The sequence below is a fragment of the Psychrobacillus sp. FSL K6-2365 genome (assembly GCF_038003165.1).
GTDB classification, from domain to species: Bacteria; Bacillota; Bacilli; order Bacillales_A; family Planococcaceae; genus Psychrobacillus; species Psychrobacillus psychrodurans.
In genome coordinates this window covers 987,041-1,010,970 of sequence record NZ_JBBOOO010000001.1, presented here as the reverse complement: position 1 = coordinate 1,010,970, position 23,930 = coordinate 987,041, and the positions used below count along the sequence as shown (strand labels likewise).

Here is a 23,930-nt window from a genome sequence, read left to right as displayed (position 1 = left end):
ACGACGCTCTACTATTTGACATTCTAACGGTTGATTATCCGCGAATTTGACTAGCAACTTGTTGATCTGCATCTTGCAACGCTTGACCAGCACGGCTTAATTGAATTCCTACTTCACTTAATAATTCACGCATTTCATTGAAATGAGGTTTAAGTCTCTCATATTGCTCAGCGAAGGCTGCACTTGAAGAACCTTCCCACATTGATTGCAATTCACCAATCATGCCGTCTAGGCGACCAATTTGAGAAGCAACCTCCCCTGATTCATGGTTGTAGCGAGAAGCCATAGCATCTAACTCAGCTGGTGTTACGCGAATAATTCCTGACATTCCATACATCTCCCTTATCTTGAAATTTTGTGGCATTTATAAAATAACTGTGTAGTGCTTTTATAAGGACCCACAGGTACTTCCTACATTGGTAAAAATGGGTAATTGAAGTCAACTAACACCCAATACCCCAACCTCTTACTTTATAAACCTATTTCTATAAATTATTTTTATAAATTTATAAATAGTAAGATTCGTATAACACTATATGACGTAAATTCGTGTTATTAATTGAACCAACTTATTATGAAATTGAGTCTCTATAATAGGCTAAGAAACTGTTTAGAAAAGTTTTTAACTACTTAATATGGTGGAAGTACTAGAAAACTTTTCCTTTAATATAATAAATACCATTACATATTCTTATAGTCAAAAATCCTATAAAAATTAGTAAATTTCAATAGAACTATCAACTCATAGACTTTAGTCACTAAATTTTAACAATTAGATTTGCTTAATGTTTTTTTGTTTTCATTTTTTAATATTAGGTTTAAATAATCAAATTATTAATATTTGAAATAAAATGAATTACTTTTTCCTCATTTTTCACAGAATATACTGTGAAAATATCTCGGTACAAAGATACTCAAAACTATGCATTTCTATGTCATTACTTTCCATTTGAATATTTAAAGAAACATTACATCAAATTGGCATATTATTCGAAGTGTACTTCAAAATTATGGACATCTAACCTATTTTGAGTATTAAAAAAACCAGGCAAATAGAAACCCGGTCCTTATAAAACCTGTATCTAACGTTTTCGAAGTGCTTTGGACAGACTTATTGTTATATTATTACCGAATGTTTTTAGAGCAGCTGGTCGTGACTAACTTCACGACCAGCTGCTCTTTTCTCGGTAACCTTTGATAGTTGTCTGTCCGTCTCCCTACTACATCTTTTAGAAACAGGTTAGTGCATTTTTGTATGAACGCGAGACTTTCCGTTCCGAGCGGACGCTCTTCGGGGGGCGGCCCGGCTAGCCTTCACTTGCTACGCTCAGTCCGGGTGCTCTCCGCGGCTACATCCTCTTAAAGTCGCAGTTCTTCACTCATCTCCACACCAATTTTGTTACTTCAATATCTGATTATTTTTGGATTATTATTTATCTCTTCCTATATAATGCTCGTATTATGAATGTGGAGTTCGTGATTACTTGATAAATTTGTTATACAAATGATTGTTTTTGAATGAGTTTGAACGTTTTTGATTGATTATAACTATTACTTAGAGTATTATGGTTTTAACAGAAATATAACTATATTCTAGGAAGCGGGTGATGACTTGCTAACAAATGAAAGACATTCCTATATTTTAAAGAAGTTAGAAAAAAAACAAGCAGTAAAAATCCAAGATTTAGTGGATGAAACTGGTGCTTCCGAATCGACAATTCGAAGAGATTTGACTGAACTTGAAAGCCAGCAGAAGCTAGAACGCGTTTTTGGTGGTGCAATTCTGACGAGACACAATTTAATAGAACAAAGCGTAACCGATAAATCTACTCAGAATCTATCCGAAAAAATCCAAGTCGCCCAAGCAGCAGCGGAACTGATTAAAGAAGGAGACAGCGTCTTTTTGGATGCTGGTACCACGACTTTTCAAATGATTCCATTTCTGCAGAACAAAAACCTGGTAGTCGTAACGAATGGTCTGACACTTGTTGATACCTTGAATGAATATGGCATAACCACTTATTTGACCGGCGGATTATTTAAGTCGAAAACTAGTGCATTTGTCGGTTCTCAAACAGTACTGGCTATGAAAAATTATCGTTTTGACGTATGTTTTCTCGGGGTAAATGGTCTGCATGTAGAAAACGGTTATACGACACCAGATCCTGAAGAAGCTGCAGTCAAACAATTGGCAAGTTCTTTGTCCCGAAATACCTTTGTGCTCGCTGACCATTCTAAGATCAATAAAGTCAGCTTCGCTAAAATCATGGATTTGGAAAATGCCATGTTGATTATCGACAGTATGCCTGCAGAAATACTCGATGATTTCAGAAAAAAAACTTCAGTAAAGTTGGTGCACGAATGATTTATACTTGTACAATCACACCATCAATCGATTATACCGTTTACCTGCCTGCTTTCGAAAACGGTAAACTAAACCGTTCTGAAGAAGTGTATTATTATCCCGGGGGTAAAGGCATTAATGTTTCACGCGTATTAAACAGACTGGGTGTTGAAAGCCAAGCTCTAGGATTTACTGGCGGCTTTACAGGCAGCTATATAGAAGGTTTTCTACAAAAAGAAGGTGTAGCTACTGATTTTATTGAAACTTCACAAATAACCCGGATAAATATAAAAATCAAGTCTGAAAAAGAAACGGAATTAAACGGACCAGGTCCACAATTGACAGAACAACAATTGATGGTCCTTACAAATAAAGTAAAAGCCATGAAAAAAGGCGATTGGTTCATTCTTGCGGGCAGCCTTCCTGGCTCTATCCCCGATAGCTATTTTCTCGATTTAGCTAAGTTTTGCAGTGAGAATGGAGTGCGTTTTGTACTGGACACATCGGGTCCCGCACTAAAAAAACTGACAAATGTTCCATGTTTTTTAATCAAACCAAACCTCGATGAACTGGGCGAATTATTCAATACGAAAATCACAGATATAAAGGCTGCACACTTTTATGCCAAGAGGCTTTTAGAAAACGGTATTCGACATGTCATAGTGTCAATGGGCGGTGATGGGGCTTTGCTCGTTACCAAAAATCTGTCATTAAGTGCAAAAGCACCTATCGGTACCGTTATTAATACCGTAGGATCAGGCGATTCACTCGTTTCCGGATTTATCGCTTCCTATTCAAAAGACGAAAATCCTGAAAAAGCTTTTCGGTATGGTGTCGCAAGTGGTAGTGCCACCGCCTTCCGTTCCGATTTATGCGAACAACAAGGCGTAGAAGCATTACTTGAACAAGTAGAGATCACCCCAATCTGACGAAGGATGTGACAGAATGAAAATTATACAATTATTGACAGAGGAAACAATTATACTGAATTTAGATGCCACTTCAAAACAACAGGTTCTGGAAGAACTGGCCGGACAATTAGAACAAGCGGGAAAACTAGTGGACCGACAAGCATTCCTACAGGATATCCTAGTACGTGAAAGTCAGAGCACTACGGGTATTGGAGAGGGTATTGCTATTCCGCACGCCAAGTCATTAGCAGTGAAAACTCCAGCTATTGCATTCGGAAGATCTGAACATGGCCTCGACTATGAATCATTGGATGGCCAACCGGCACATTTATTTTTCATGATTGCAGCCACTGAAGGTGCAAATGATGATCACCTTGAAGCCTTATCAAGACTCGCAACATTTTTAATGGATGAAAAATTCCGTTCCCTTATCCTTGCAGCCAGTTCGAAGCAGGAAGTATTACAGGCAATTACAGATAAAGAGACGGAAGACGAAGGTCCAGAACAGGCATTTGCAGAAAAAGCTGAAACACGGACCGAATCATCCGCTAAAAAGATTCTGGCTGTTACAGCCTGTCCAACAGGAATTGCCCATACCTATATGGCGGCAGAAAAACTCAATGAACGTGCAAAAGAACTCGGTATTACGCTAAAAGTGGAAACGAACGGTTCGAGCGGCGTGAAAAACCGTCTGACCGATGAGGAAATTAAAGAAGCTGAAGCAATTATCGTAGCTGCGGATACAAAAGTCGATATGGCTCGCTTTGATGGCAAACCGGTCATCCAGACTGCTGTAGGTAAAGCGATATACGAAACAGACAATTTACTTAATCGTGCGGTGAATAATGATGCACCGGTCTATAAACATGACAGATCTAAAGATGAAGCATCCTCTAATGAAGGCAAGGGTGGATTTTATAAACATTTAATGAACGGTGTATCCAATATGTTACCGTTTGTAGTTGGTGGTGGTATTTTAATTGCCATTTCGTTTTTCTGGGGTATTAATGCCTCAAATCCCGAGAGTCCCGAATATAATGAATTTGCTGCTATGCTAAATACTATTGGTGGCGGCAATGCCTTCTTCCTTATGGTGCCTGTTCTAGCCGGATTTATCGCGATGAGTATTGCCGAACGTCCGGGATTTGCACCTGGGATGGTCGGTGGACTGATTGCAATTACCGTGACAGGCGTAGAAGGAGCAAGCGGTGGTTCTGGATTCCTTGGCGGACTTATTGCAGGGTTCCTTGCTGGTTATGTAACGCTGCTAGTCAAAAAAGCATTTTCTAGGCTTCCCAATTCACTTGAAGGTTTAAACCCGGTATTATTCTTTCCAGTATTTTCAATTGCTATTACCGGCATAATTATGATGCTAGTCAATCCAGAATTGACCAATGTTTATACAGGTATTTCAAGCTTCCTTGAAAGCCTCGGTGGAACTAACCTAGTGCTAGTCGGATTACTTCTCGGAGGCATGATGGCAATTGATATGGGCGGTCCTGTCAATAAAGCCGCCTATACATTTGGTATTGCTATGCTTGATGCACAGAACTTTAATTTCATTGCTACTGTCATGGCAGCAGGTATGGTGCCGCCACTCGGCGTAGCAATTTCTACAACGCTATTTAAAAATAAATTCACAAAACCTGAACGTGAAGCCGGCAAGACTGCTTATGTGCTCGGTGCTAGTTTTATCACAGAAGGTGTAATTCCGTTTGCAGCAGCTGACCCTGCACGCGTAATCCCGGCTTCTGTTGCCGGAGCTGCGGTCACCGGTGCATTGGTTATGCTGTTTGACATCGGTTTGCGGGCTCCTCACGGTGGAATCTTCGTTATCGGCCTAGTTGATGGAGGAGCGGCAAATATTCTAATGTATGCCATCGCTATTCTCGTAGGTTCCTTTATTACTGCTATAATCCTCGGATTACTGAAAAAGAAAATCGCAGTAGCTGCATGATGCAATACCCCTTAGCTTTCGGATTTCCCCGAAAGCTATTTTTATTTAGGCATATTTAGTTAATGGTTATACTTACACCGTTTCTAATAAAGCAACAAAGAAAAACAATTTATATCCATTAAAAGAAAATTAGTAGCAATACTCCTACGAAGAAACAATAATAGGTAAAATAAACAAGCTTCCCATTTTTCATAATTCCCATAAACCACTTCATTGCAAAATAGGTCATTAAAAGTGTTGCTATAAACGCCGCTAAATACGGAATTGCTAATTCTGCTTTATTCGGTTCATTTAAAAAATCAGAAAATCCTAATATAACCCCCCCGAGGCTAATAGGAATATACAACATAAATGAAAATCGAAGTGCAGTATCTTGTTTCATTCCAACAGCAATCGAAGAAATAATAGTTGCACCTGAACGACTAATCCCTGGTGTTAATGCAACAGCCTGCCCTAATCCTACAAGGAAAGCATCCTTAATTTTAATATCACCCTCGCCTTTATTACCTTTAATGTTGCGAATCAACCACAAGGCAATCCCAGTTACGAAGAGCATAACCGCAATCGTTGTCATGCTAACACTTTCAGCAATATAATCACTTAATAAAACCCCAAGAACACCCGCTGGAATTGTACCAATGATTATAAAGAAAACAAAACGATAGTCGTCCTTATAACTAGATTTTTTCGTTTTCAAATAAAGAATTGAATTTACCGCAAGTCTTACGATATCTTTTTTGTAAATGAAAAGTATGGCAAATAGTGAAGCTGTATTTGTTAATATAGCAAAAGTAAATCCTTGTTCACCTAGTCCCAAAATTTCACTAGCAATCATTACATGCCCACTAGACGACACGGGAATTGGTTCTGTAAAGCCTTGAACTAGTCCAATAATAATCATTTTGATTATTAATATAATATCTACTTCTCCCATTTTGGCCTCCCAATAAATCTTCATTTTTAGATCAATGCATTAAGATTTCATGTATTCATTTTTCAATGGATATCCACCTTTTTAAAGTAGACGATAGCGGAGATAAAACCAATGATAGATGTAATAAAAATAATGGTATAAGATATTTCCGCTGGGTATGTCGGTTGAAGAGTACCATTTGCGATATCTCCTGCTGCTGCCCATGGAAATAGCGCCCTATGTTCCGAATTTCCACTCATTACGTTAATCATGGTTATTACGATTGTTAGAATAATTGTTGGCACATAATTCTTCATCACAACTGCTACAAGTACGATAGGGGTAGATAGAATAAAAACAAGTATTCCCCCTGTAATAAATCTCCCTAGGTATTCAACTATCAATAAGGTACTTAGACCTTCGAACTGCCCTAATATCCCTAAAAGCAATGTTAATCCCCAAGAAACTAACGACAATAGCATAATCCACATAAATAAGATGACTAATTTACTCATTATATAGCTTATTCGTGACACTGGAATGGTTAAAAGATTTTTCAACGTGTCTTCCAAATATTCACGACCAAATAGATAAGCAGTAATCACTCCATATAAAGGAACTCCTATTATTAATACAGTATACAAATTAGTTTCATAAAAAATTTCATCAAATGTAATTAGTTGAGCTGGATTTTCAGTCTTCATATGGACATAGGATGCTACTACCACCATAAAGGGGGCTACCACTGATCCTAGAATACTAATTAAGAACATCTTAGAGCGTTTTAGCTTTAAAAGTTCTGTATATAAAAGATTAACCAATCGTGCCACCCCCAACTAAATTTGTAAAATAGTCTTCTAATTTGTCTTCGCTCATCGTAATGTTGAATACTTCAATATCGTTTTGTACAAATAATTTGTTCATTTTTCCCTGTTGTCCTAAGTAAGAATAAACGCGGATATTACCATCATCATGAGCTTCATAATCATAAATATTAAAGTGCTTCTCTAGGAGCATCACTGCTTTATTGTTGTTAGATACTTGAAACTCTATATATCTACGGTTTCTTTTTCTAAGATCATCAAATGTGACCTCTTCTAAGAGCTTCCCTCCATGAATAATCCCCATCGTATCTGCCAATTGCTCTATTTCTGATAAAATATGACTTGAAATTAATATGGTTATATTTCTTTCTTCAGCCAGAGATTTAATTAGGCGTCTCATTTCCTTAATACCAATAGGATCCAACCCGTTAGTAGGTTCATCTAATATTAAGACTTCTGGATAATGGACAAGAGCTCTTGCAATCCCCAATCTTTGCTTCATTCCTAAAGAATATTTCCCTACTAACTTTTTCGTTTCATCCTGAAGTCCAACAATTTCTAATGCTTCTTCAATTGCATTTTTCTTATAAATCCCCATGATTTTGGAATTAATTAGTAAGTTTTCTTTTGCTGTAAGGTTTTCGTAAAACCCAGGCACTTCAACCATGGAACCGATCCTTCTTAAAATCTCCTTTTGATTTTTAAACAAATTTTCTCCGAATATTTCGATTTCCCCATTGGTTGGTTTGATTAATCCTAATAACATTCTAATTGTTGTCGTTTTCCCTGCACCATTTCGTCCTAAAAAGCCATATATCTCCCCTTGCTTCACACTCATACTCAAATGATCTACTGATGTTTGGTTGCCATATACCTTCGTTAGATTAGTGGTTTTGATAATCGTACTCATTTTGTAACACCTTCTTTCTGTAATCCTAGTTACATTATAAGTAGGAATATTTAAACACTTCTTATCTATTTCTTAACTATTTCTTAAATGTGTTCGAGTTGTTTTGTCTAGGAATCGAAAAGCCAAACGTAGTTTTTTGCCATGGAATACTTTCAACCCATATTTCTCCTTGGTTTTTTTCTACTAGTGCTTTAGCGATAGCAAGTCCTAGCCCACTTCCCGCACTAATAAGAGTCCTAGATAGATCCCCTCTATACATTCTTTCGAATACAAATTCAAGGTTCTCTTTTGGTATACCTGGTCCTTGATCCCAGATAAGCAGTTGATACTCATTTGCTTTTTCTATAAGCTCTATCCCTAATATTTTCCCGACTTTTCCATGTTCCAATGAGTTTTGAATTATATTACGAATGACTCGCATAAGGCTTAGACGATCTGCTATGACATAGCATTTTGTTTCAGGGATACTAATATGTAGCTCTGTATGATCATTCTTCACTTTAGGTAAAAACTCAATTAACAATTCTCTAGCTATTTCAGCTAAATCCAGGGATTCTACTTTCAATGAGATTTCATCTGCATCAAGCTTTGCCATATCAAATATTTCATCGATCAATTGTTTTAAACTATCTGCTTTCTTAGAAACAATCATAAGGTACTCCTGTTTTTCTTTTTCTGAAGTTGCTATATCATCTTGGAGGGCATCAATATATCCAATAATTGAGGTAAGGGGAGTTCGAATATCATGAGAAATACTAGAGAGAAGGCTTCTTCTAGCAGTTTGGGATTTAATTGACTGGATTTGAACTTTTTCTAGTTGTTCAATTAGTTCATTAACAGAAAAAACTACTTCATCAAATAAGGAATTGTCCTGTGCTAATAATCTTGTCTTAAAGTTCCCTTTAATTGCACGTCTTAACTCTACTATCATATGTTTTAGTCTAGCTTTAGAGCGAAGCCTTAATATTAAATGAATGAACGTTACAGAAAATAGTAAAATGAATAATGTCCCTTTGAACAGTCCTATTAATTGATCATTGAGATCAATTAATAAGAGTCCAATAATCACTATAAATTGTAGGATAGTTAGCAGTAAATATTTGTCATTTTTCATATTTTTTCACCTATAAACTTATATCCAATACCCCATACTGTTTGAATAAATTGTGGGTTAGAGGGATCCATTTCTATTTTCTTTCTAAGTTTCCTAATATGAACCATCACTGTATTGTCATCTTCTATATAATTTTTGTCCCAAACATTGCGAAATAGTTGTGTTTTGGTAAATACTTGCTCTGGATGAGAAGCAAGAAACTTCAGTAGGTCAAACTCCTTTGCAGTTAAAGATATTTCTTCTCCAGCTACAGTAACTGTGTATTTTTTAAAATCAATGTTTAAACCTTTAAAACTAATGAGATTTTTGTCATGGGAATTGCCACTGATACCTAATATTAGATATCTCCTCATAAGAGCCTTAATTCTTGCGATCACTTCATTAATACTAAAAGGCTTTGTAATATAATCATCTGCTCCTATGCTTAAACCTAAAATTTTATCAACTTCGTGATCCTTTGCAGTGAGCATAAGTATCGGCACATTCGTTTGAATTCTTAGTCTTCTGCATACCTCTATACCATCAATTTTTGGCATCATTAAATCTAAGATGATTAAGTTATATGTATTTATATCAAATAAAGCAAGGGCTTCTTCTCCGTTTGCTGCTACATCTACTCTATACCATTCTCTTTCTAGATATTTTTTCAGCAAATCTCGAATATCTTTGTCATCGTCTGCTAACAGTACTCGAATATCTTCCATATTTTCACCTATTTCTTATATAATTTAATCAATTTCATAAAGAATTTTATATAGTTAAATCTGAACAAAGCTGATTTCCGCTCTAGGCGGACGCTTTCCGCGGGCATGGCTTCAATCTCTTCGTCGCTACGAAAACATATGCTCCTGCGGTTACTCGTCGCAAAGAAATCCACTTGATAATCAGAACAGCAAGAATTTAATTAAAAAATCAATAATAAAAGTCTTATTGTAATTTAAAAAGAAAAAAAGTTGCTGGGAACCACTATAAATCAGACAAACTAACGCTAATATTGCAAGTGACAAATTTATTATCGCACTTATTTTATTACTGTCCCATTATTCCAACATCATCTGGTGAACTCCTCTAAACATCCAAAAAGCTAGCAGTAATAACCACCCGAAGTTGTTGTTCAAAGAGTTTTTATCGAAGAAAAACTTTATAGTCCCCAAGATTAACACGATATAGATTACATTAAATATAACTCTGATTATCTTATTTTCCAATTTATCCTTTTCTGTCATTTGTCTCATAATTAATATAAATACCTCCTATGGTTCAACAACTATTGAATAAAAATTATAAATATGAATTCTTAAACCATTAATTATATCAATTCCCTATTAAATTCCTATTAAAATAATTTTGATTTATTAATAAATTAAGAAAAACTTATATATGTTGTTTCACAGAAAATAAATTGCACATAAATAAGCTCCTACGGGAATAGCGTGACGCCCGTGGAAAGCGTCCCTGGAATGGAAATCAATTTTGTGCACAGCAAAAAAACAGCATTTTTCTCACAGAGAAAAATGCTGTTTTGGGGTTCTGTTCCAGCCTCTTAGTTAGTTTCGTAATACAGTCTTTAGTACTTTCCCACTTGCATTTCGAGGTAAAACCTCTATAAATTCAACTTCAACTGGTAGTTTATATTTTGCCAATTTTTTCGAACATGTACTTAAAACCTCGTCTTGAGTTAATTGTTTTCCATCTTTTAAGACGACAAAAGCTTTAGGAACCTCTCCGTAAATACTATGTGGAACTCCAATTACTGCAGCTTCTAATACTTCAGGTATCTCATAAAGAACTTCTTCTACTTCAACTGGGAAGACATTTTCTCCACCGCGTATAATCATATCTTTCTTTCGATCCACAATATACAATAGTCCATCCTCGTCCATTCGGCCTAAATCACCGGTATATAACCATCCATTTCTAATTGCCTGACGTGTTGCTTCCTCGTTTTTCAAATACCCTTTCATTAACTGAGGGCCCTTCACAACAATTTCTCCTACTTGGCCAGAAGGGAGAGCTTTGCCATGTTCATTGACTACTTGAATCTCTGTTCCTGGAACTGGTTCTCCAACGGAACCTACTTTAACAAGTGCATAATGGTCCTTTAATGTCGTTGCAGCTGGGGAGTTTTCTGTTTGTCCATATATATTCTGGACTTTCACTTCTGGGAACATTATTTTTATTTTACGGATTAACTCAAACGGCATGGGAGACGCACCATACGTAAATAGTCTTAAATTAGATAACCTTAGCGTTTCCATTTTGGAGCTATTCAACAAAATACTATACATTGCTGGTACACCAAAGAAAACGGTGATTTTCTCTTGTTCCAATGTGTCCATCGTTTGTTCCGGAGAAAATCCCTCTTCAATAACAACAGTTCCACCAGCGTAAATAACTGGAATGCTAAACACATGACTTGCTGCACAATGAAAAAGAGGAGCTACTATTTGCATGCGATCCGTTGAATTTAGTTCAAGTGCCTCAACATATAGCTTCGCAGTTGCTCGAACATTAGCTGCCGATAGCATAACCCCTTTTGGCATACCTGTCGTACCAGATGTATAGAAGATAACAGTAGTAGTATTTTCATCTATTTTAATTTCATCAAATAATAAACTTTCATCATTTAATACGGTGAGTAGCGTATCTTCTTCTCCTAAACATAGAAGATTATCAAAACAATTCATTGTTTCTGGAATATCGTCTAATATTGTTTGTAAACGAGTATCATATATTAATGCCTTTGCTTCTGAGTGGCTAAATATATAGTTAACTTCTGCTGCAGTTAACTTTGTATTTATCGGTAATATCGTAAAACCACCTAGCTGACATGCATAATAACACGTCAAAAAATAATCTGAGTTTATCATATAAACTGCTATGATATCCTCTTGTTTATACCCTTTCGATTGAAAATATCCTGCAAGACGTTTAGCCTGTTCGAACATATCTTCGTAGCTTGTCTCCCTACCTTTAAAAGAAGTAATTATTTTCGTAGGTTGTTCTTTTGCTAAATATGCTAACCTCTCTGCTACTAACATTCTATTCCCCCTTTTATAGTCACTCTATTTTAATATTCATAAATTACTGAATATTAAAACTTTAATACTATTATACATAAATAGTAGAGAAATCATAACTAATTTCTGTGGTAATCAATAAGAGTGCGGATAGATATATGATCGGGCAAAAACGTTCTTTTCTCAGAAAAAAACTCCAGCGAGATTATTTCTCGCTGAAGCAATTTATTATTGTTCTTCTTTTCTTTTGTCAATCGGTGGTAAGTCCTCGAACGGGTGAAGATCATCCGTCGATGGAATATTATATCCTGTGCTAGGTGAATCTTCCTCATGTGCAGGATTTACTTCATTTACATTCGCTTCTCTAATAGAACTCATTTCATCCATATGAGGACTTGCTCCTTTTAAACTTTGCTCTGTTTTTGTAGGGTCTTGATAATTTTCTTTAAATGATTCTTTCATCGATTCCTTTTCTTGTTGATATTTCTCTTTAGATACTTCTGCATCATCTAAGCTTTTTTCCATTTTCGTTAAATACTTTGTAGCATGCTCTCGACCACCAAGTCCAAATGCAAGTCCGAATGCCAATGCCACTCCTCCAAGAATAAGGATGAATGCTGCGTTAATAATTGAAGCAGCAATACCTAATTGATCTAATGCCATGAAAAACGCAAATGCTAAAATAGCATATTTTGCTACATAACGAAGGAAGTGCGGTGTTCCTGATGAATGCGTCATCACGTTGCCAACTATTTTTTCTACTAAACTAGCTAACCAGAATCCTACAGCTAAAATAATTATTGCTGCAATTACAGAAGGCAAATAAGTAAAGATACCAGTCGCCAACGTTACCATAAAGTCTAATTCTAATAGTTGAAGTGCTTCCACTACAAATAGCAAGATAATAATAACTTGTACAATCGTCCCTAGTAATATAGCAAACGATGGTGCTCCTCCACTAACAGATTTGAATCCCATTTTTCCAAAAATTGAATTCACACCTAATTTTTCTAGTAGGGATACAACTACATCCTTAACCCATTTGGCAGCAACAATACCAACTAGTACAAGAACAATTGCTACGAAAATCTTCGGAAGCATGGTCATAACATCATTCAACATTGCAATTGCCGGGCCAGAAATACCTTCTAAATCTAGAATCTCTAGTGCTGTAATCGATACTGGAATCATTATTAAAACAAATGCAATAATACCAACAATTTTCGATAAACTAGTACCTTCAACGAAAGAAGATAGTTTCCATTTATCCGCCAGTCTATCTGCTCCAGCAGATTGTAATAACTTTTCTATTATGTTTCGAACTAGTTTCGCAACAAACAAACCAATTGCAAATACAATTCCAGCTGATATTAACTTCGGTATAAAGTTGAAAAAGCTTGCAAGCATCCCTTCAAATGGCCCACTTAATCCGTTAATTCCTAATGCATTCAATACAGCGGGAATAAATAACAAGAATATTAAATAATATGCAACTTTCGCTGTAGTTTCCGTCCACTTAGCTTGGTTTTCAGGTTTTGCGTCAATTCCTGCCTTCGCCGAGTATTTATTTAAGTTGAGTTTCGATCCAGCCATTTGAATACCTTTTTTCACAACAGTAGCCAAAACCCATGCAAATAATAATATCAAAGCAGCCTTCAATATGTTCAAGAAAGCTCCAGTCAATCCTGAATACATCGAAACAAATGGTGTTGCCATCGTATTCAAATTTAAAATATTAAAGAATAATACTAATGCTAAAATCAACACAATAACAAATACAACTTTACTAATAATCTTCTCTACGGTCCATTTGGACTTCGTGTTTCCTAAACGTTCATTTACCCGAAACTTTCTCAATAACTTGTGAGTAGCATTTTCCAATACTTTTGCGACGATAAATCCAATAACAAGTACAAGTATTGCTACGATTAACTCAGGTAAATATGATAATGTATCATTCCAATAATAGCGATCTAGCATACTTTTTCCTCCTTCTATTCAACCTTATTTATGTTGTTCACATAATTCAGTTACCCCTCAAGCAGAAAAATTAAACAGGTATACTAAAAAATCCAATCCCACAAGTGAAAGGATTGGATTAACTAAAATCAATTATTTTAAACTATCTATCGCATGTTTTACACTTCCATATGTATCAAAAGAAGTAAAATCAATTCCCGCTTTAACTACTGTCATCGATAAATTAGGACGAATTCCAGAGAATAACACATGAATCCCTAATAGTCCAAGCACATTGTGAATCGTGAATATATGCTGAGCTATTTCCGTATCTATTGCTAAAATACCACTAAAGTCGATAATCAGATGGTCAACCTTTAAACTAGGAATGCTAGGAACTACATAATTTAACAAATGTTGAACACGAGTATAATCAATAGCACCTATTAACGGTAAAACTGCTACCCCGTCTTGAATAGGTACAATTGGTGCAGATAGCTCATTAATTTCCCGCTGATGATCCTTCATTAATTTATCACGATACATTTCATACGCTTGAATAGTTTCTGACATACTTACATCCATTAAATAACAGAATCTATTATTTACTTTAACAACATCTTCTGTAGTTAACCCATGTTCCATTGAAATTTGAGATATTTTTTGCAAAAATAACAACCGATTAATTGCATAAGGTTTTATAACTGCAGAAAATTGATGAAACAACCTCGCTTCTGCTTCCCCGTTCTGCTTACTCCACTCTTTCAGTACTTCTTCAGCTGACTCTTTAGAATCTTGCAGGGATTCAGACAGCAATACCAAAAACTGTACGTTTTTTTGTATAGCATGTTCAAGCTCTTCCTGCGTTAATTTAATACTCAAGTTTTCCAGTGCTGTATCGGTAATATCCCGTATAATCGTCTCTGCATTATCCACTAAATAATTGCTTACTTTTTGTATAGGTTCCATTCCTTTGCTCTAATCCCCAATCTTTATAAAGTTGCTATTACCGTATCTAATGTCTTTTTAGTAATTTTCCAGTGCGATGCATTCCACACTGCTTCTCCATTTGCTATCACAAATGCTTGAGGAGATTGATGTTGAATTCCCAGATCCATAGCTATTTCATTGGATACAGAACGGTGCTCTATCACCTTCACCAAATAGCGGTCCATCTGTTTTTCAAACGAACTGAACTCTCCATACGCATGAGCACTTACGGGACAGGTTGTACTATGCTTGAACACTAGTACTGGTTTTTCACTTGACCGTTCCAAAACTTGCTTCCATTGGTCAACAGATGTAAGTTCCGTATAATTCTCCATTCAATCATACTCCTCCTTATTAGAACGATATGTTTCTTTACCCCATAATACTAATCATAATCATTTATAACTTCAATTAATAAATATACTAAAATGTTTAAGGCATCTATTTTGGGTTATATAATACAGTAGGTTTGAACACCTCGAAAGGAGCCAACTAGATGAAAACCACAAAATTTAAAGTACTAACTTCAACATTTCTAACTTCGGCATTACTTTTAGGAGCTTGTGGAGACAACAATGATGAAGTAGAAGAAAACGAACTCAATGAAACCGAAGTACAAAAACAAGAAGAAGAAACAGCAAAAGAGGACACAACTGTAGAAACTCCAGAAGAACCAAAAGAAGTAGCATTCCAGTCGTTTAATCTACACATTGATACTGCCGATGCAAAAGATGCGGTGGTTGCACAATATACCGCAGAACCAAAAGACTCTCTTTACACTAATGAAAGAGATTCTGCGAACATAGAGGGAGAAGAAGCTAATGAACTTCTTAAATCTGTTCTTGGTGAACTACAACTAAACAAAGATATGGCCGATGAAGATGTTATTCAAAGAGTCACACTTGCTTTTGGTGTGGAGGAATATACAAACTTGAAATTAGAGATTGCTTATGATGATGAAAAAGAAGTTAAAACCTATACAGATAATAAAAATAAAAAATAAATACATTTAACCAAGTTGGACTTTCTAACTTGGTTTTATTTTTATTACGCTATGAAAGGAGTCATCATCTTGAAAACGTCTAAAATACTTAGTACTATAATATTAACCACAGCACTAACTTTAGGAGCATGTGGTGGCAACAATAATGACGAAACAGAAGAGAATGTTCCTAATGGTACAATAGTTAATCCAGAAGAGGATAATCTAGTAGATGAGAATCCCAAAAATGAATATAGCTTCACTAACTTTGACCTTCACATCGATACACCTGATAATACAGATGGTATAGTGGCTCAATACAATGTCGAATCAAAGGAAGCAATATATAGTAATATGCATGCCGCTACCAGTTTACAAGGGGATGCTGCCTCTGCTGTGCTCCAACCAATTTTCTTAGAACTACAACCAATGGAAGTAATGAGTAATGAAGAAATAATCCAAAGAGTAGTATCGGCATTTGAAGTAGATGAGTACACGAAGTTTGATTTAGAAATCGGGTATACAGATGGAGAGACTAAAACCTATAACGACGAAAACCAATAAGAAAAACCGATTTTAAAGACGTTAGCCCCCTCTCAAAAGAAGCCTAGGCAGCGTTGTTCGGGTTTCACTATTTAATATACTTTTATGAAATTGATTCACTTTTTTATTTTTAAGAAAAACCGGGCAAAAAGACGCCCGATTCACTCTGAACAAGAACCAAGAAATGCTTTGTCTAATCATCTAATGGATTTACTTACATTTAAAAAGAACAAAGCCAGGTTAGAATTCCTATCTAACCTGGCTTTTGAATATAACAATTGATTAATCTTCTAATTTAGCACACAAAACTCCAAAAGCAGTTCCTAATAGCGCACCCGCCATTACTTCTACCGGTTGATGACCCAGAAGTTCTTTTAACTCTCCTTCGCGTTGAACATATTCAAAGCTAGGAAAATTACCGGATAGCGCCACAATATTATCTTCCAAGTCATTTACTAATTGAGCAATCTCACCTGTATGTCTACGAATTCCCTGTGCATCATACATCACTATTACACCGAAAACAACCGCTAGAGCAGTTTCCGTATGACGAGCACCTTTATTTGTTGCGACATAAGATGCCAAAGCCGCTACACCCGCTGAATGAGAGCTTGGCATTCCTCCTGTTGTAAATGCCTGCTTTAAATCCCAGTTACCCGTTAGCTTTTTATGCGTTAAAACCTTCAAGCCTTGTGCTAATCCAATTGCCGAAAGCGCAGTAATAATTCCTCTATTCATTTTCGTCATTTGTATTCTCCACCATTTCAAAATTATATATATTTCCTTATTTACGATACCCTTTTTCAGTACTAATAATCAAAAAGGTTTAACTTTTTCCTTCGATAGATACTGGCGAGAAAATATAATCACCTCTTACGACAGCTTCTCCAATTTTAACTGGAACCCTTTTAGAAAAAATTGGACCGTCCACAACGACCGTATGAAATTCTCCATTTTCCCCACAAGCATCAATCTCTAAAGCTTCTAGTTCTACTATTAATTCTTTCGAAAATTTTCTCCCAACAAACTCTGCTGGCATCATAGAAGTGTTAACAACTACAATCCAAGCCTCAAAACCTACGTCTAACAACTCCTCAATAATTCTTCGACGTGGCTCCTGCCACAATGGATGCACAGCAACAATACCCGATTTCTCACACGTCTTTTGTACCCATTCTAAGTGACCCTCAAGATCAATATCTCCAAATACACCATGTGTAATTCCTTGAACTCTGCACTGATCCATTGCATCTATAAATTGACTCTCATAGGAATTCCAACTTGCTTCTTTTATGAACAATGGCACCCCTAAACTTTCTGCTTGAGCCCTCACCACTTCAAGGGGAAGTGCATGAGATTTAGAAATTCCTCCATTCTCTTCAAACATTGTCAGTAACCTTTTTGGTTTCATCCCCATTTTCATTGAACGGTAATAAGCCATTGCAGAATCCTTCCCACCACTCCAAGAACATATAAATGGAATATCTTTCAATCTTGGCACATCCTCTCTTAACTAGTTTCATTGTAATCTATTTTTATAAATACAAGAATATATTCCTCCACTTCCATCACATACTAATAGAAAAACAGGAAAGAGGATTATATCACTTTGCAATCAATTTCTTCTACTTCACCTCGAAATAAACTGATTAATATGGGCTTTATCCTGTTACTACTTGCGACTTTCGATGCTCTTTTTACCGATTTTGGAATTCAAAATCATCTTATTACAGAATCCAATCCGATTATGAATACTATATATAATGTTAATGTTGCAGGCTTTTATTTTATAAAAATAGCTCTACCGGTTTTATTAATCGGAATTGTATCCAAGTTGGAATCGAAACCATTCATACTGATTTTATTAAATATAGCAATTTCCCTCTATGTAGGTGTGCTCATGCTTCATTTATTTTGGATTACTCTTGCTTTTATCGGGCTTTAACGGTCTGGTCGATTTACTACGTCCTAAACGTCTTATGATTGTCACCTTCATTAGTTAACCCAAGCAACAAAGAATAAGTGAGACTCGTTGAAGCCTGAATGTTTTATTTGAGGGATGAATTAAACATTGATAGAAGTTTCACTTTCTCGATATGTAAATCCAGCAACTAACTCGCTGCTGGATTCTTTTTAGCATTCCTTTCCTGCTGTTCCCAACGCTTCAATAATGGAAAAGGGTCGTATGCCCACTCTGTGCGACCGTTAAATTTATACATTCCGTAATGCAGATGTGGCGGGAATTTGCCCGAGGTTCCTTCACGACCGTATCCTGAGCTACCAACATAGCCAATGACCGTACCTGGTTCCAAAATATCGCCTTCTTTTAACTCCTTCGTATAACCCGACAAGTGGGCGTAATAATGATAGGTATTATTTACATCACGAATCCCAACACGCCAGCCGCCGTAATCATTCCAGCCCTTCGTTTCTACAATTCCATAAGTTGTTGACTTCACAGGTACACCATAGGAAGCGAACAAATCGGTTCCTTCATGCATACGACGACCGCCCCAACCGCGTCTGTCACCCCAAGTACTACGGTAACTGTAATTATGCTGAAGAGCCAGTGGAAATGCACGTCCATCAAGGTCTACCGTATTATAATGCTTATAAATTTTAGCATTTGTTATGATCTGTTTAACTGCTTCATCTCGAATGTAATACTCCTTTAAGGACTTTTCAAAATCTTCATCAGTTACTACACGTTCATTCAAGTAATTTGTTAGCGTAAACATCACATCTTCATCCTGTTTAAGATCAGCGAAACCATCATTATTCCCATCAAGACCTTTTCCATCAAAGAAAGTTATTGATATAAGATCGCGGTCATCTCTAATTGGATTCAATAAACCAACCCAAAAGTCAGTGGAAAATTGAAACGCCACAACACCATCTCGTTTCGGAAGATCACTTCGAACCTCTTGTAGATTACGTTCATATTGGTCAATTGCTGCCAAGTAATACCACGGTAGCATTTCACTCGAATACTTTATATAGTAATCCATGCGCATTTCCAAAATCTGCTCCCGCGTTGGTTCTTTCTCCGCTGCTGAAACACTAGTTGAGATCAAAAATGAAAGCACACATGCATAGAAACCTCGCCTCAGCCAGCTACTCAAAGCCAATACCTCCTTATTCATGATTCAAATAGCTTTCCCCAGAAAAAACAATTCATGAATTACATTTTTTAAGTAAAAAAGAGAATAATAAAAACGACTGCAATTAAACAGTCGTTTTAAAGCATTAGCTATCAGGTATCCAATGTTCCTAATATGTTTTAGGCTGACGCTTTACACAGCAGAGATTGATGAGCAATCACAGTAGCTTCATTTCCGTTTACATTCTCTTGGCCTCTGACAAACCCTGGAACTCGACAGAAAACCTGTAAAAACTTGTTCTCTGTCTAACCTTATTTCTTACACTCATTTATAAAAGCCTCAAATATCGCAAGCGAATTCACATCATTTTTACTTATTAAGCTCTCGGGATGCCACTGAACCCCCATAACAAATGTGTGCTTTGTACTTTCAAAAGATTCAATTACACCATCACTTGCAACACCACTGACGATAAAACCTTCTGGCATATTTCGAAGTGCTTGATGATGATAGCTATTCACCTTAAATTTATCCACTCCAACAATTTTACGTAACAAAGAACCTTCTGTCACTTCAACAAAATGAGAACCATGCCAATTTGGAGCCTGCTGATCATGCTGTAATAATGAACCATCTCTTTGTGAATAAATATCCTGATACATATCCCCACCCATCGCAATACTCATAATCTGGGCACCACGACATATCCCTAAAATTGGCTTATTCAATTTCAACATCTTGTGAATAAGTGCTACTTCAAACCGGTCTCGCTCCGGCACAATATTACCCAACCCAGGCAGTGGCTCTTCACCAAACAACGTGGGATCAATATCTCCACCACCAGTTAATAACAGTCCATCGATTGTACTTGCTATTTCCTCTATTCCATCCATCTCTAAATTCGGCAGCACAATTGGAACACCTCCGAACTGCGTGATTGCACGAACATTACTCAACGGAACTGATAGCAAATCTTCTTTAATGTTTGACGAAACACCAATAATAGCTCTCACTCAGATCACTCCCCCTGGTAAAACTTTCTGTTATTTAGAATATATGCTTTTTATAAAAACATATTTTAATTTATTGCACCAAACTAATTGTTGTGCCTAATTTACATCCGTTTTAGCTAATGCCTCACCTATTAGCCCAGGCAAGTACTCCTTCAAATCTTTAAATTCATAACCTAGAGACTTTGCTTTTTCATTGCTAATCAACCAAGTTTCTGAAATATTGTAAGGTGATCCGCTCTCTTCATCGGTCGTTGTAACAACATTCGCATGCTTCTCAACTTTTTCTTCAATATATTCAAGCAGTTCTCCCATTCTCACGTAACCATTGGAAGTCGCATTAATAGGACCTTCAAAATCAGATTGGCCAACCCATGCTAAGAAATCACCAGCCTCCTCCTCTGATATAAAATCCATAGCAGCCTCTAGGTTGACAAAATGCACATCCTCATGATCTCTTACTTTTCGAATATAGTAATTTAATCTCTCTGTATAATCATTAAGTCCAATTACAATTGGAAATCTTACTGCTACGACAGGAAAAGGTGAACGTCCAAAAAATGCTGTTTCAGCTTGTCTTTTTCCTTCACCGTAGGAAAAGTCTTCTTTTGAGCCTACATTTAAACTGTATTCAAATGGATTGAAATCCTCTTCAGTAAATCCTTTACCTGTGCTAACTGATTCATAGACAGATTTAGAAGATGTGAATACATACTTTTTCGTTTTCCCTTTAAAAACGTCTATTGCATCTATCGCTTCCTGGGAGGAGTAACATATTTGATCAAACACGATATCCCATTCGGTATCTACAAAATTCTTCTGCATATCGCTAACATCTAGGCGGTCGACCTTTATGCGACTTACTTTATCTTTAAAAGGATCCTGCACATTCCCTCGTGAAGCAATTGTTACATCAAACCCTTGCATCAATAATGATTCGACTAGCTGTACTCCAAAAAACCTTGTTCCGCCTAACACCAATGCTTTCCTCATATTTATAGCCCCCTTATTTGTACATCTTTCTTAACTATCCCACTTCTATTACTAAATCGTCAATTATATATTGCGAGTTTTCTATAAATTCTATTAACTTAAGAAATCTAAAACAATTATAAGTTCCAGGGAAAAATTCGTTTTATTATACTAACTAATACGGCTTATTATTATAAAAAACAACTTTCCTAACAAAAAAAAGCCACTCTTAAGAGTAGCTTTTTTGTTAAAAATAATTTCCGAATACACCATAGCCGAAATAGACGGTTAGTAGTGATAATACTGCAAATACGAGGTACTCAACTGTGCCACCAGTTCTGGTTGTGACGGGAAATCGAACGGTAATCTTTAGTGGGTATAGTAACTTGATACCGTTTTTCGTCGCCATATCTAATATGTAGTGACTCGCCATACCAATTAAAATTCCCAGGATGATTGAATCATTATCAATAAAAGTATTCAAAAGGACGGCCATTAATACTAAAAACAGTAAACTATGCGTGAAAGAACGGTGTCCAAAAATGGTATTGATCAAGCTTGATAATACCTTAAATTTACGACCAATTTTACTGCCCCCATGGCAAATATCAGGTATAATTGCTCCTACCACGCCAGCGCCGACTAATAGGACGGGCTCGTAGTTTGAAACTTGAGCAAAAGCAAGACTTGCTGCAAGACCGCCAATGATGTGTGTGTTTCCTGTCATGCTTTTTTCTCCTTCTTCTTGTAAGTCGACTATTATTTTATCCTATTTTTAGTAAGAAAGTTATCGGGCATATGTACTGTTAAAACAATCAAAAAAAGGACAGATAAAAAAGGATTGAGCTTGAAAAGAAATGGGTATATATAGAGAAAGGGAGTGATGATTATGGCAAACGGAAATAAAAGATCTATGTTAATAGGAGCAGCTACAGCACTTGCAGCAGTATATTTCACAAGTAAAAACAATAAAGCACAATTAAAAACTGCAGTAAAAAATTCTAAAACGAAGATTGACTCTATGGTATCTGCTAAAAAAACAAAACCAAGTCAAATGACAAAGACGGGCTTCTCAGATCCGAATGATCCAGATGACAATCGTATGGTTGAAGAGGGTGCCATGACAAGCGTTCAATATTATAATGAAAATGTACAAGATGCTAATTCAAAGGCAGAAGCAAAACAAGCTTTCCCGAAATCTCAACAGAAAAAATTAGCTAAAAAAGTAGAATCTTTACCAGAAGACAACAACGATTCACCAGCAAAACAAGAAAATGCAGCACATTTATAGAAATTATGAATATAGAGCAAAGTAAAAACACCATTGCCCCCACAGGCAATGGTGTTTTCAATATGTAGGTAGGAAATTAAATAAATAAAAAAGTAAACCTAATCCTCTACCAACTCAATTACAGCCTTAATCTCAATACCATTCAAAGCCTGTGTCGCTAAGCGATCTGCTTCTCCATTAATCTTTCTCGGCACAAGCTCATACTCAGCCTGAATACCGAAATCTTTTAATTTGGCTTCAATTCGGTCGGCCCACCCAGTTAAATCCCTCTCGATTACAGGCCATTCGCCGTTCAAATGATTGATCACTACCTGTGAATCACCTATAAATCGAACAGGCAAATGATGAACGCCTAGTAAATTCAATTCCTGTAATCCTAAATGCATTGCTGCATATTCTGCTTCATTATTCGACTCCAAACCTGTCGCGGCAGCATTTCGTCTTAATCGATATGCCTTTCCATTCTGCTCATAATAAATAACACAGCCAAGCCCAGAACTTTTCGTTTCGCGATCATATCCGCCATCGAAATACACTACCACATTATGCGGCTCCGTTTCAATACCCTTCAAATACCCCTTCAATTCCTTTACTGTCCATGAGCTATCGAAACGGTCAACAAAGGTCACCGTCTTTAATCTCCCAGTACGCTCTATATCTTCCACAAACAATAGCGCTTGAGCAGCAGGTACTTCCTCTGAAAAGAAATCCATCTCCGCTCCTCTCGGCGTTTTGTAAACCCACTCAATTCGCACCTTCATCAAGCATTCCTCCTTCGATAGGTATTAGTATTTCCATTGTATATCACATTATGACACTTCTACTGCAATCCAAAAAACCTTAATATAAAAATAGCGGTCGAAAATAGTTTTCGACCACTTAAGAAAATATCCATTTATGCATATCCTACATATTTCTTTCAATAAATCTAGTATATTAGAAATGCAAAAAGTATTTAATACATCAAATAATTAAGCAATAAGTACTCTTTATTAAAATAAACAATAAGTAATGATTGAGTATATTTCTTAATTATAGAATTGGATTTATTCTATCAATAGAAACTCTATGGAAATTGAAACAAGACTC

24 protein-coding genes are annotated in these 23,930 nt (G+C 36.3%); 7 read left to right on the top strand and 17 right to left on the bottom strand.

All coding sequences use genetic code 11. The features are described from left to right. Positions 1 to 34: 34 nt before the first annotated feature. Complete coding sequence (locus MKY29_RS04915; protein WP_090565261.1) at positions 35 to 328, bottom strand: WXG100 family type VII secretion target; 294 nt, start codon at positions 326 to 328, stop codon at positions 35 to 37. A 1,284-nt stretch (positions 329 to 1,612) separates the two neighbouring features. On the opposite strand from MKY29_RS04915, the gene MKY29_RS04910 reads away from it, so the two are divergent. Genes MKY29_RS04910 through MKY29_RS04900 form a run of 3 tightly spaced genes read left to right on the top strand, consistent with a single transcriptional unit; the run spans position 1,613 to position 5,212 of the window. Continuing rightward, positions 1,613 to 2,365 carry a DeoR/GlpR family DNA-binding transcription regulator gene (locus tag MKY29_RS04910; protein WP_340879182.1) on the top strand — a complete coding sequence of 251 codons (753 nt, stop codon included), beginning with the start codon at positions 1,613 to 1,615 and terminating at the stop codon, positions 2,363 to 2,365. Then, complete coding sequence (gene pfkB, locus MKY29_RS04905) at positions 2,362 to 3,273, top strand: 1-phosphofructokinase (protein ID WP_340879181.1); 912 nt, start codon at positions 2,362 to 2,364, stop codon at positions 3,271 to 3,273. The genes MKY29_RS04910 and pfkB overlap by 4 nt, the downstream gene beginning before the upstream one ends. 16 nt (positions 3,274 to 3,289) lie before the next feature. After that, complete coding sequence (locus MKY29_RS04900; RefSeq protein WP_340879180.1) at positions 3,290 to 5,212, top strand: PTS fructose transporter subunit IIABC; 1,923 nt, start codon at positions 3,290 to 3,292, stop codon at positions 5,210 to 5,212. 118 nt (positions 5,213 to 5,330) lie between these two features. Here MKY29_RS04900 and MKY29_RS04895 read toward each other — a convergent pair whose 3' ends face one another. The 9 genes from MKY29_RS04895 to ytxJ all read right to left on the bottom strand — a co-directional run bounded on the left by MKY29_RS04895 (position 5,331) and on the right by ytxJ (position 15,277). Then, a complete protein-coding gene (locus tag MKY29_RS04895) occupies positions 5,331 to 6,146 on the bottom strand; it encodes an undecaprenyl-diphosphate phosphatase (protein ID WP_340879179.1) in 816 nt (271 codons plus the stop codon). Positions 6,147 to 6,208: 62 nt separating this feature from the next. Continuing rightward, positions 6,209 to 6,946 (bottom strand): ABC transporter permease, encoded by a 738-nt coding sequence (locus MKY29_RS04890; protein ID WP_340879178.1) that lies wholly within the window; start codon positions 6,944 to 6,946, stop codon positions 6,209 to 6,211. Then, positions 6,939 to 7,859 carry an ABC transporter ATP-binding protein gene (locus tag MKY29_RS04885; protein WP_340879177.1) on the bottom strand — a complete coding sequence of 307 codons (921 nt, stop codon included), beginning with the start codon at positions 7,857 to 7,859 and terminating at the stop codon, positions 6,939 to 6,941. The genes MKY29_RS04890 and MKY29_RS04885 overlap by 8 nt, the downstream gene beginning before the upstream one ends. Positions 7,860 to 7,935: 76 nt before the next feature. Then, the gene (locus MKY29_RS04880; RefSeq protein ID WP_340879176.1) at positions 7,936 to 8,973 is read right to left on the bottom strand and encodes a sensor histidine kinase; all 1,038 of its coding nucleotides are present in this window, start codon (positions 8,971 to 8,973) and stop codon (positions 7,936 to 7,938) included. Then, positions 8,970 to 9,677 (bottom strand): response regulator transcription factor, encoded by a 708-nt coding sequence (locus MKY29_RS04875; RefSeq protein ID WP_340879175.1) that lies wholly within the window; start codon positions 9,675 to 9,677, stop codon positions 8,970 to 8,972. The genes MKY29_RS04880 and MKY29_RS04875 overlap by 4 nt, the downstream gene beginning before the upstream one ends. 843 nt (positions 9,678 to 10,520) lie before the next feature. Further along, positions 10,521 to 12,014, bottom strand: coding sequence for a class I adenylate-forming enzyme family protein (locus tag MKY29_RS04870; protein ID WP_340879174.1), 1,494 nt, complete (start codon positions 12,012 to 12,014; stop codon positions 10,521 to 10,523). A gap of 207 nt (positions 12,015 to 12,221) precedes the next feature. Continuing rightward, positions 12,222 to 13,973: a mechanosensitive ion channel gene (locus MKY29_RS04865; protein WP_340879173.1), complete on the bottom strand. Its 1,752-nt coding sequence runs from the start codon at positions 13,971 to 13,973 to the stop codon at positions 12,222 to 12,224. A 132-nt stretch (positions 13,974 to 14,105) separates the two neighbouring features. After that, the gene (locus MKY29_RS04860) at positions 14,106 to 14,921 is read right to left on the bottom strand and encodes an STAS domain-containing protein (protein WP_340879172.1); all 816 of its coding nucleotides are present in this window, start codon (positions 14,919 to 14,921) and stop codon (positions 14,106 to 14,108) included. A gap of 23 nt (positions 14,922 to 14,944) precedes the next feature. After that, entirely contained in the window at positions 14,945 to 15,277 is a 333-nt protein-coding gene (gene ytxJ / locus MKY29_RS04855; protein WP_340879171.1) for a bacillithiol system redox-active protein YtxJ, read from the bottom strand. A 161-nt stretch (positions 15,278 to 15,438) separates the two neighbouring features. Between ytxJ and MKY29_RS04850 the strand changes: the two genes are divergently transcribed. Both MKY29_RS04850 and MKY29_RS04845 read left to right on the top strand, forming a co-directional pair. Continuing rightward, positions 15,439 to 15,945 carry a YusW family protein gene (locus tag MKY29_RS04850; RefSeq protein WP_340879169.1) on the top strand — a complete coding sequence of 169 codons (507 nt, stop codon included), beginning with the start codon at positions 15,439 to 15,441 and terminating at the stop codon, positions 15,943 to 15,945. A 69-nt stretch (positions 15,946 to 16,014) separates the two neighbouring features. Then, positions 16,015 to 16,488, top strand: coding sequence for a YusW family protein (locus MKY29_RS04845; RefSeq protein ID WP_340879168.1), 474 nt, complete (start codon positions 16,015 to 16,017; stop codon positions 16,486 to 16,488). A 261-nt stretch (positions 16,489 to 16,749) separates the two neighbouring features. Here the strand turns inward: MKY29_RS04845 and MKY29_RS04840 are convergent, their stop codons facing one another. After that, positions 16,750 to 17,214, bottom strand: coding sequence for a divergent PAP2 family protein (locus MKY29_RS04840; protein WP_090565297.1), 465 nt, complete (start codon positions 17,212 to 17,214; stop codon positions 16,750 to 16,752). 79 nt (positions 17,215 to 17,293) lie between these two features. Next, the gene (locus MKY29_RS04835) at positions 17,294 to 17,959 is read right to left on the bottom strand and encodes a Dph6-related ATP pyrophosphatase (protein WP_340879167.1); all 666 of its coding nucleotides are present in this window, start codon (positions 17,957 to 17,959) and stop codon (positions 17,294 to 17,296) included. Positions 17,960 to 18,076: 117 nt separating this feature from the next. On the opposite strand from MKY29_RS04835, the gene MKY29_RS04830 reads away from it, so the two are divergent. Next, positions 18,077 to 18,412 (top strand): DUF5658 family protein, encoded by a 336-nt coding sequence (locus tag MKY29_RS04830; RefSeq protein WP_340879166.1) that lies wholly within the window; start codon positions 18,077 to 18,079, stop codon positions 18,410 to 18,412. Positions 18,413 to 18,578: 166 nt separating this feature from the next. Here the strand turns inward: MKY29_RS04830 and MKY29_RS04825 are convergent, their stop codons facing one another. From MKY29_RS04825 to MKY29_RS04810, 4 genes are all read right to left on the bottom strand, one after another. Next, positions 18,579 to 19,610 carry a M23 family metallopeptidase gene (locus MKY29_RS04825; protein WP_445677866.1) on the bottom strand — a complete coding sequence of 344 codons (1,032 nt, stop codon included), beginning with the start codon at positions 19,608 to 19,610 and terminating at the stop codon, positions 18,579 to 18,581. A 269-nt stretch (positions 19,611 to 19,879) separates the two neighbouring features. Continuing rightward, positions 19,880 to 20,581, bottom strand: coding sequence for a gamma-glutamyl-gamma-aminobutyrate hydrolase family protein (locus MKY29_RS04820; protein ID WP_340879164.1), 702 nt, complete (start codon positions 20,579 to 20,581; stop codon positions 19,880 to 19,882). Between the two features lie 96 nt (positions 20,582 to 20,677). Then, positions 20,678 to 21,571, bottom strand: coding sequence for an NAD-dependent epimerase/dehydratase family protein (locus tag MKY29_RS04815; protein WP_340879163.1), 894 nt, complete (start codon positions 21,569 to 21,571; stop codon positions 20,678 to 20,680). A gap of 226 nt (positions 21,572 to 21,797) precedes the next feature. Further along, the gene (locus MKY29_RS04810) at positions 21,798 to 22,277 is read right to left on the bottom strand and encodes a metal-dependent hydrolase (RefSeq protein ID WP_090565308.1); all 480 of its coding nucleotides are present in this window, start codon (positions 22,275 to 22,277) and stop codon (positions 21,798 to 21,800) included. A 162-nt stretch (positions 22,278 to 22,439) separates the two neighbouring features. On the opposite strand from MKY29_RS04810, the gene MKY29_RS04805 reads away from it, so the two are divergent. Beyond that, the gene (locus MKY29_RS04805) at positions 22,440 to 22,841 is read left to right on the top strand and encodes a hypothetical protein (RefSeq protein ID WP_340879162.1); all 402 of its coding nucleotides are present in this window, start codon (positions 22,440 to 22,442) and stop codon (positions 22,839 to 22,841) included. A gap of 98 nt (positions 22,842 to 22,939) precedes the next feature. Here MKY29_RS04805 and MKY29_RS04800 read toward each other — a convergent pair whose 3' ends face one another. Next, positions 22,940 to 23,602: a ribonuclease H family protein gene (locus MKY29_RS04800; protein WP_340879161.1), complete on the bottom strand. Its 663-nt coding sequence runs from the start codon at positions 23,600 to 23,602 to the stop codon at positions 22,940 to 22,942. Between the last annotated feature and the right edge of the window lie 328 nt (positions 23,603 to 23,930).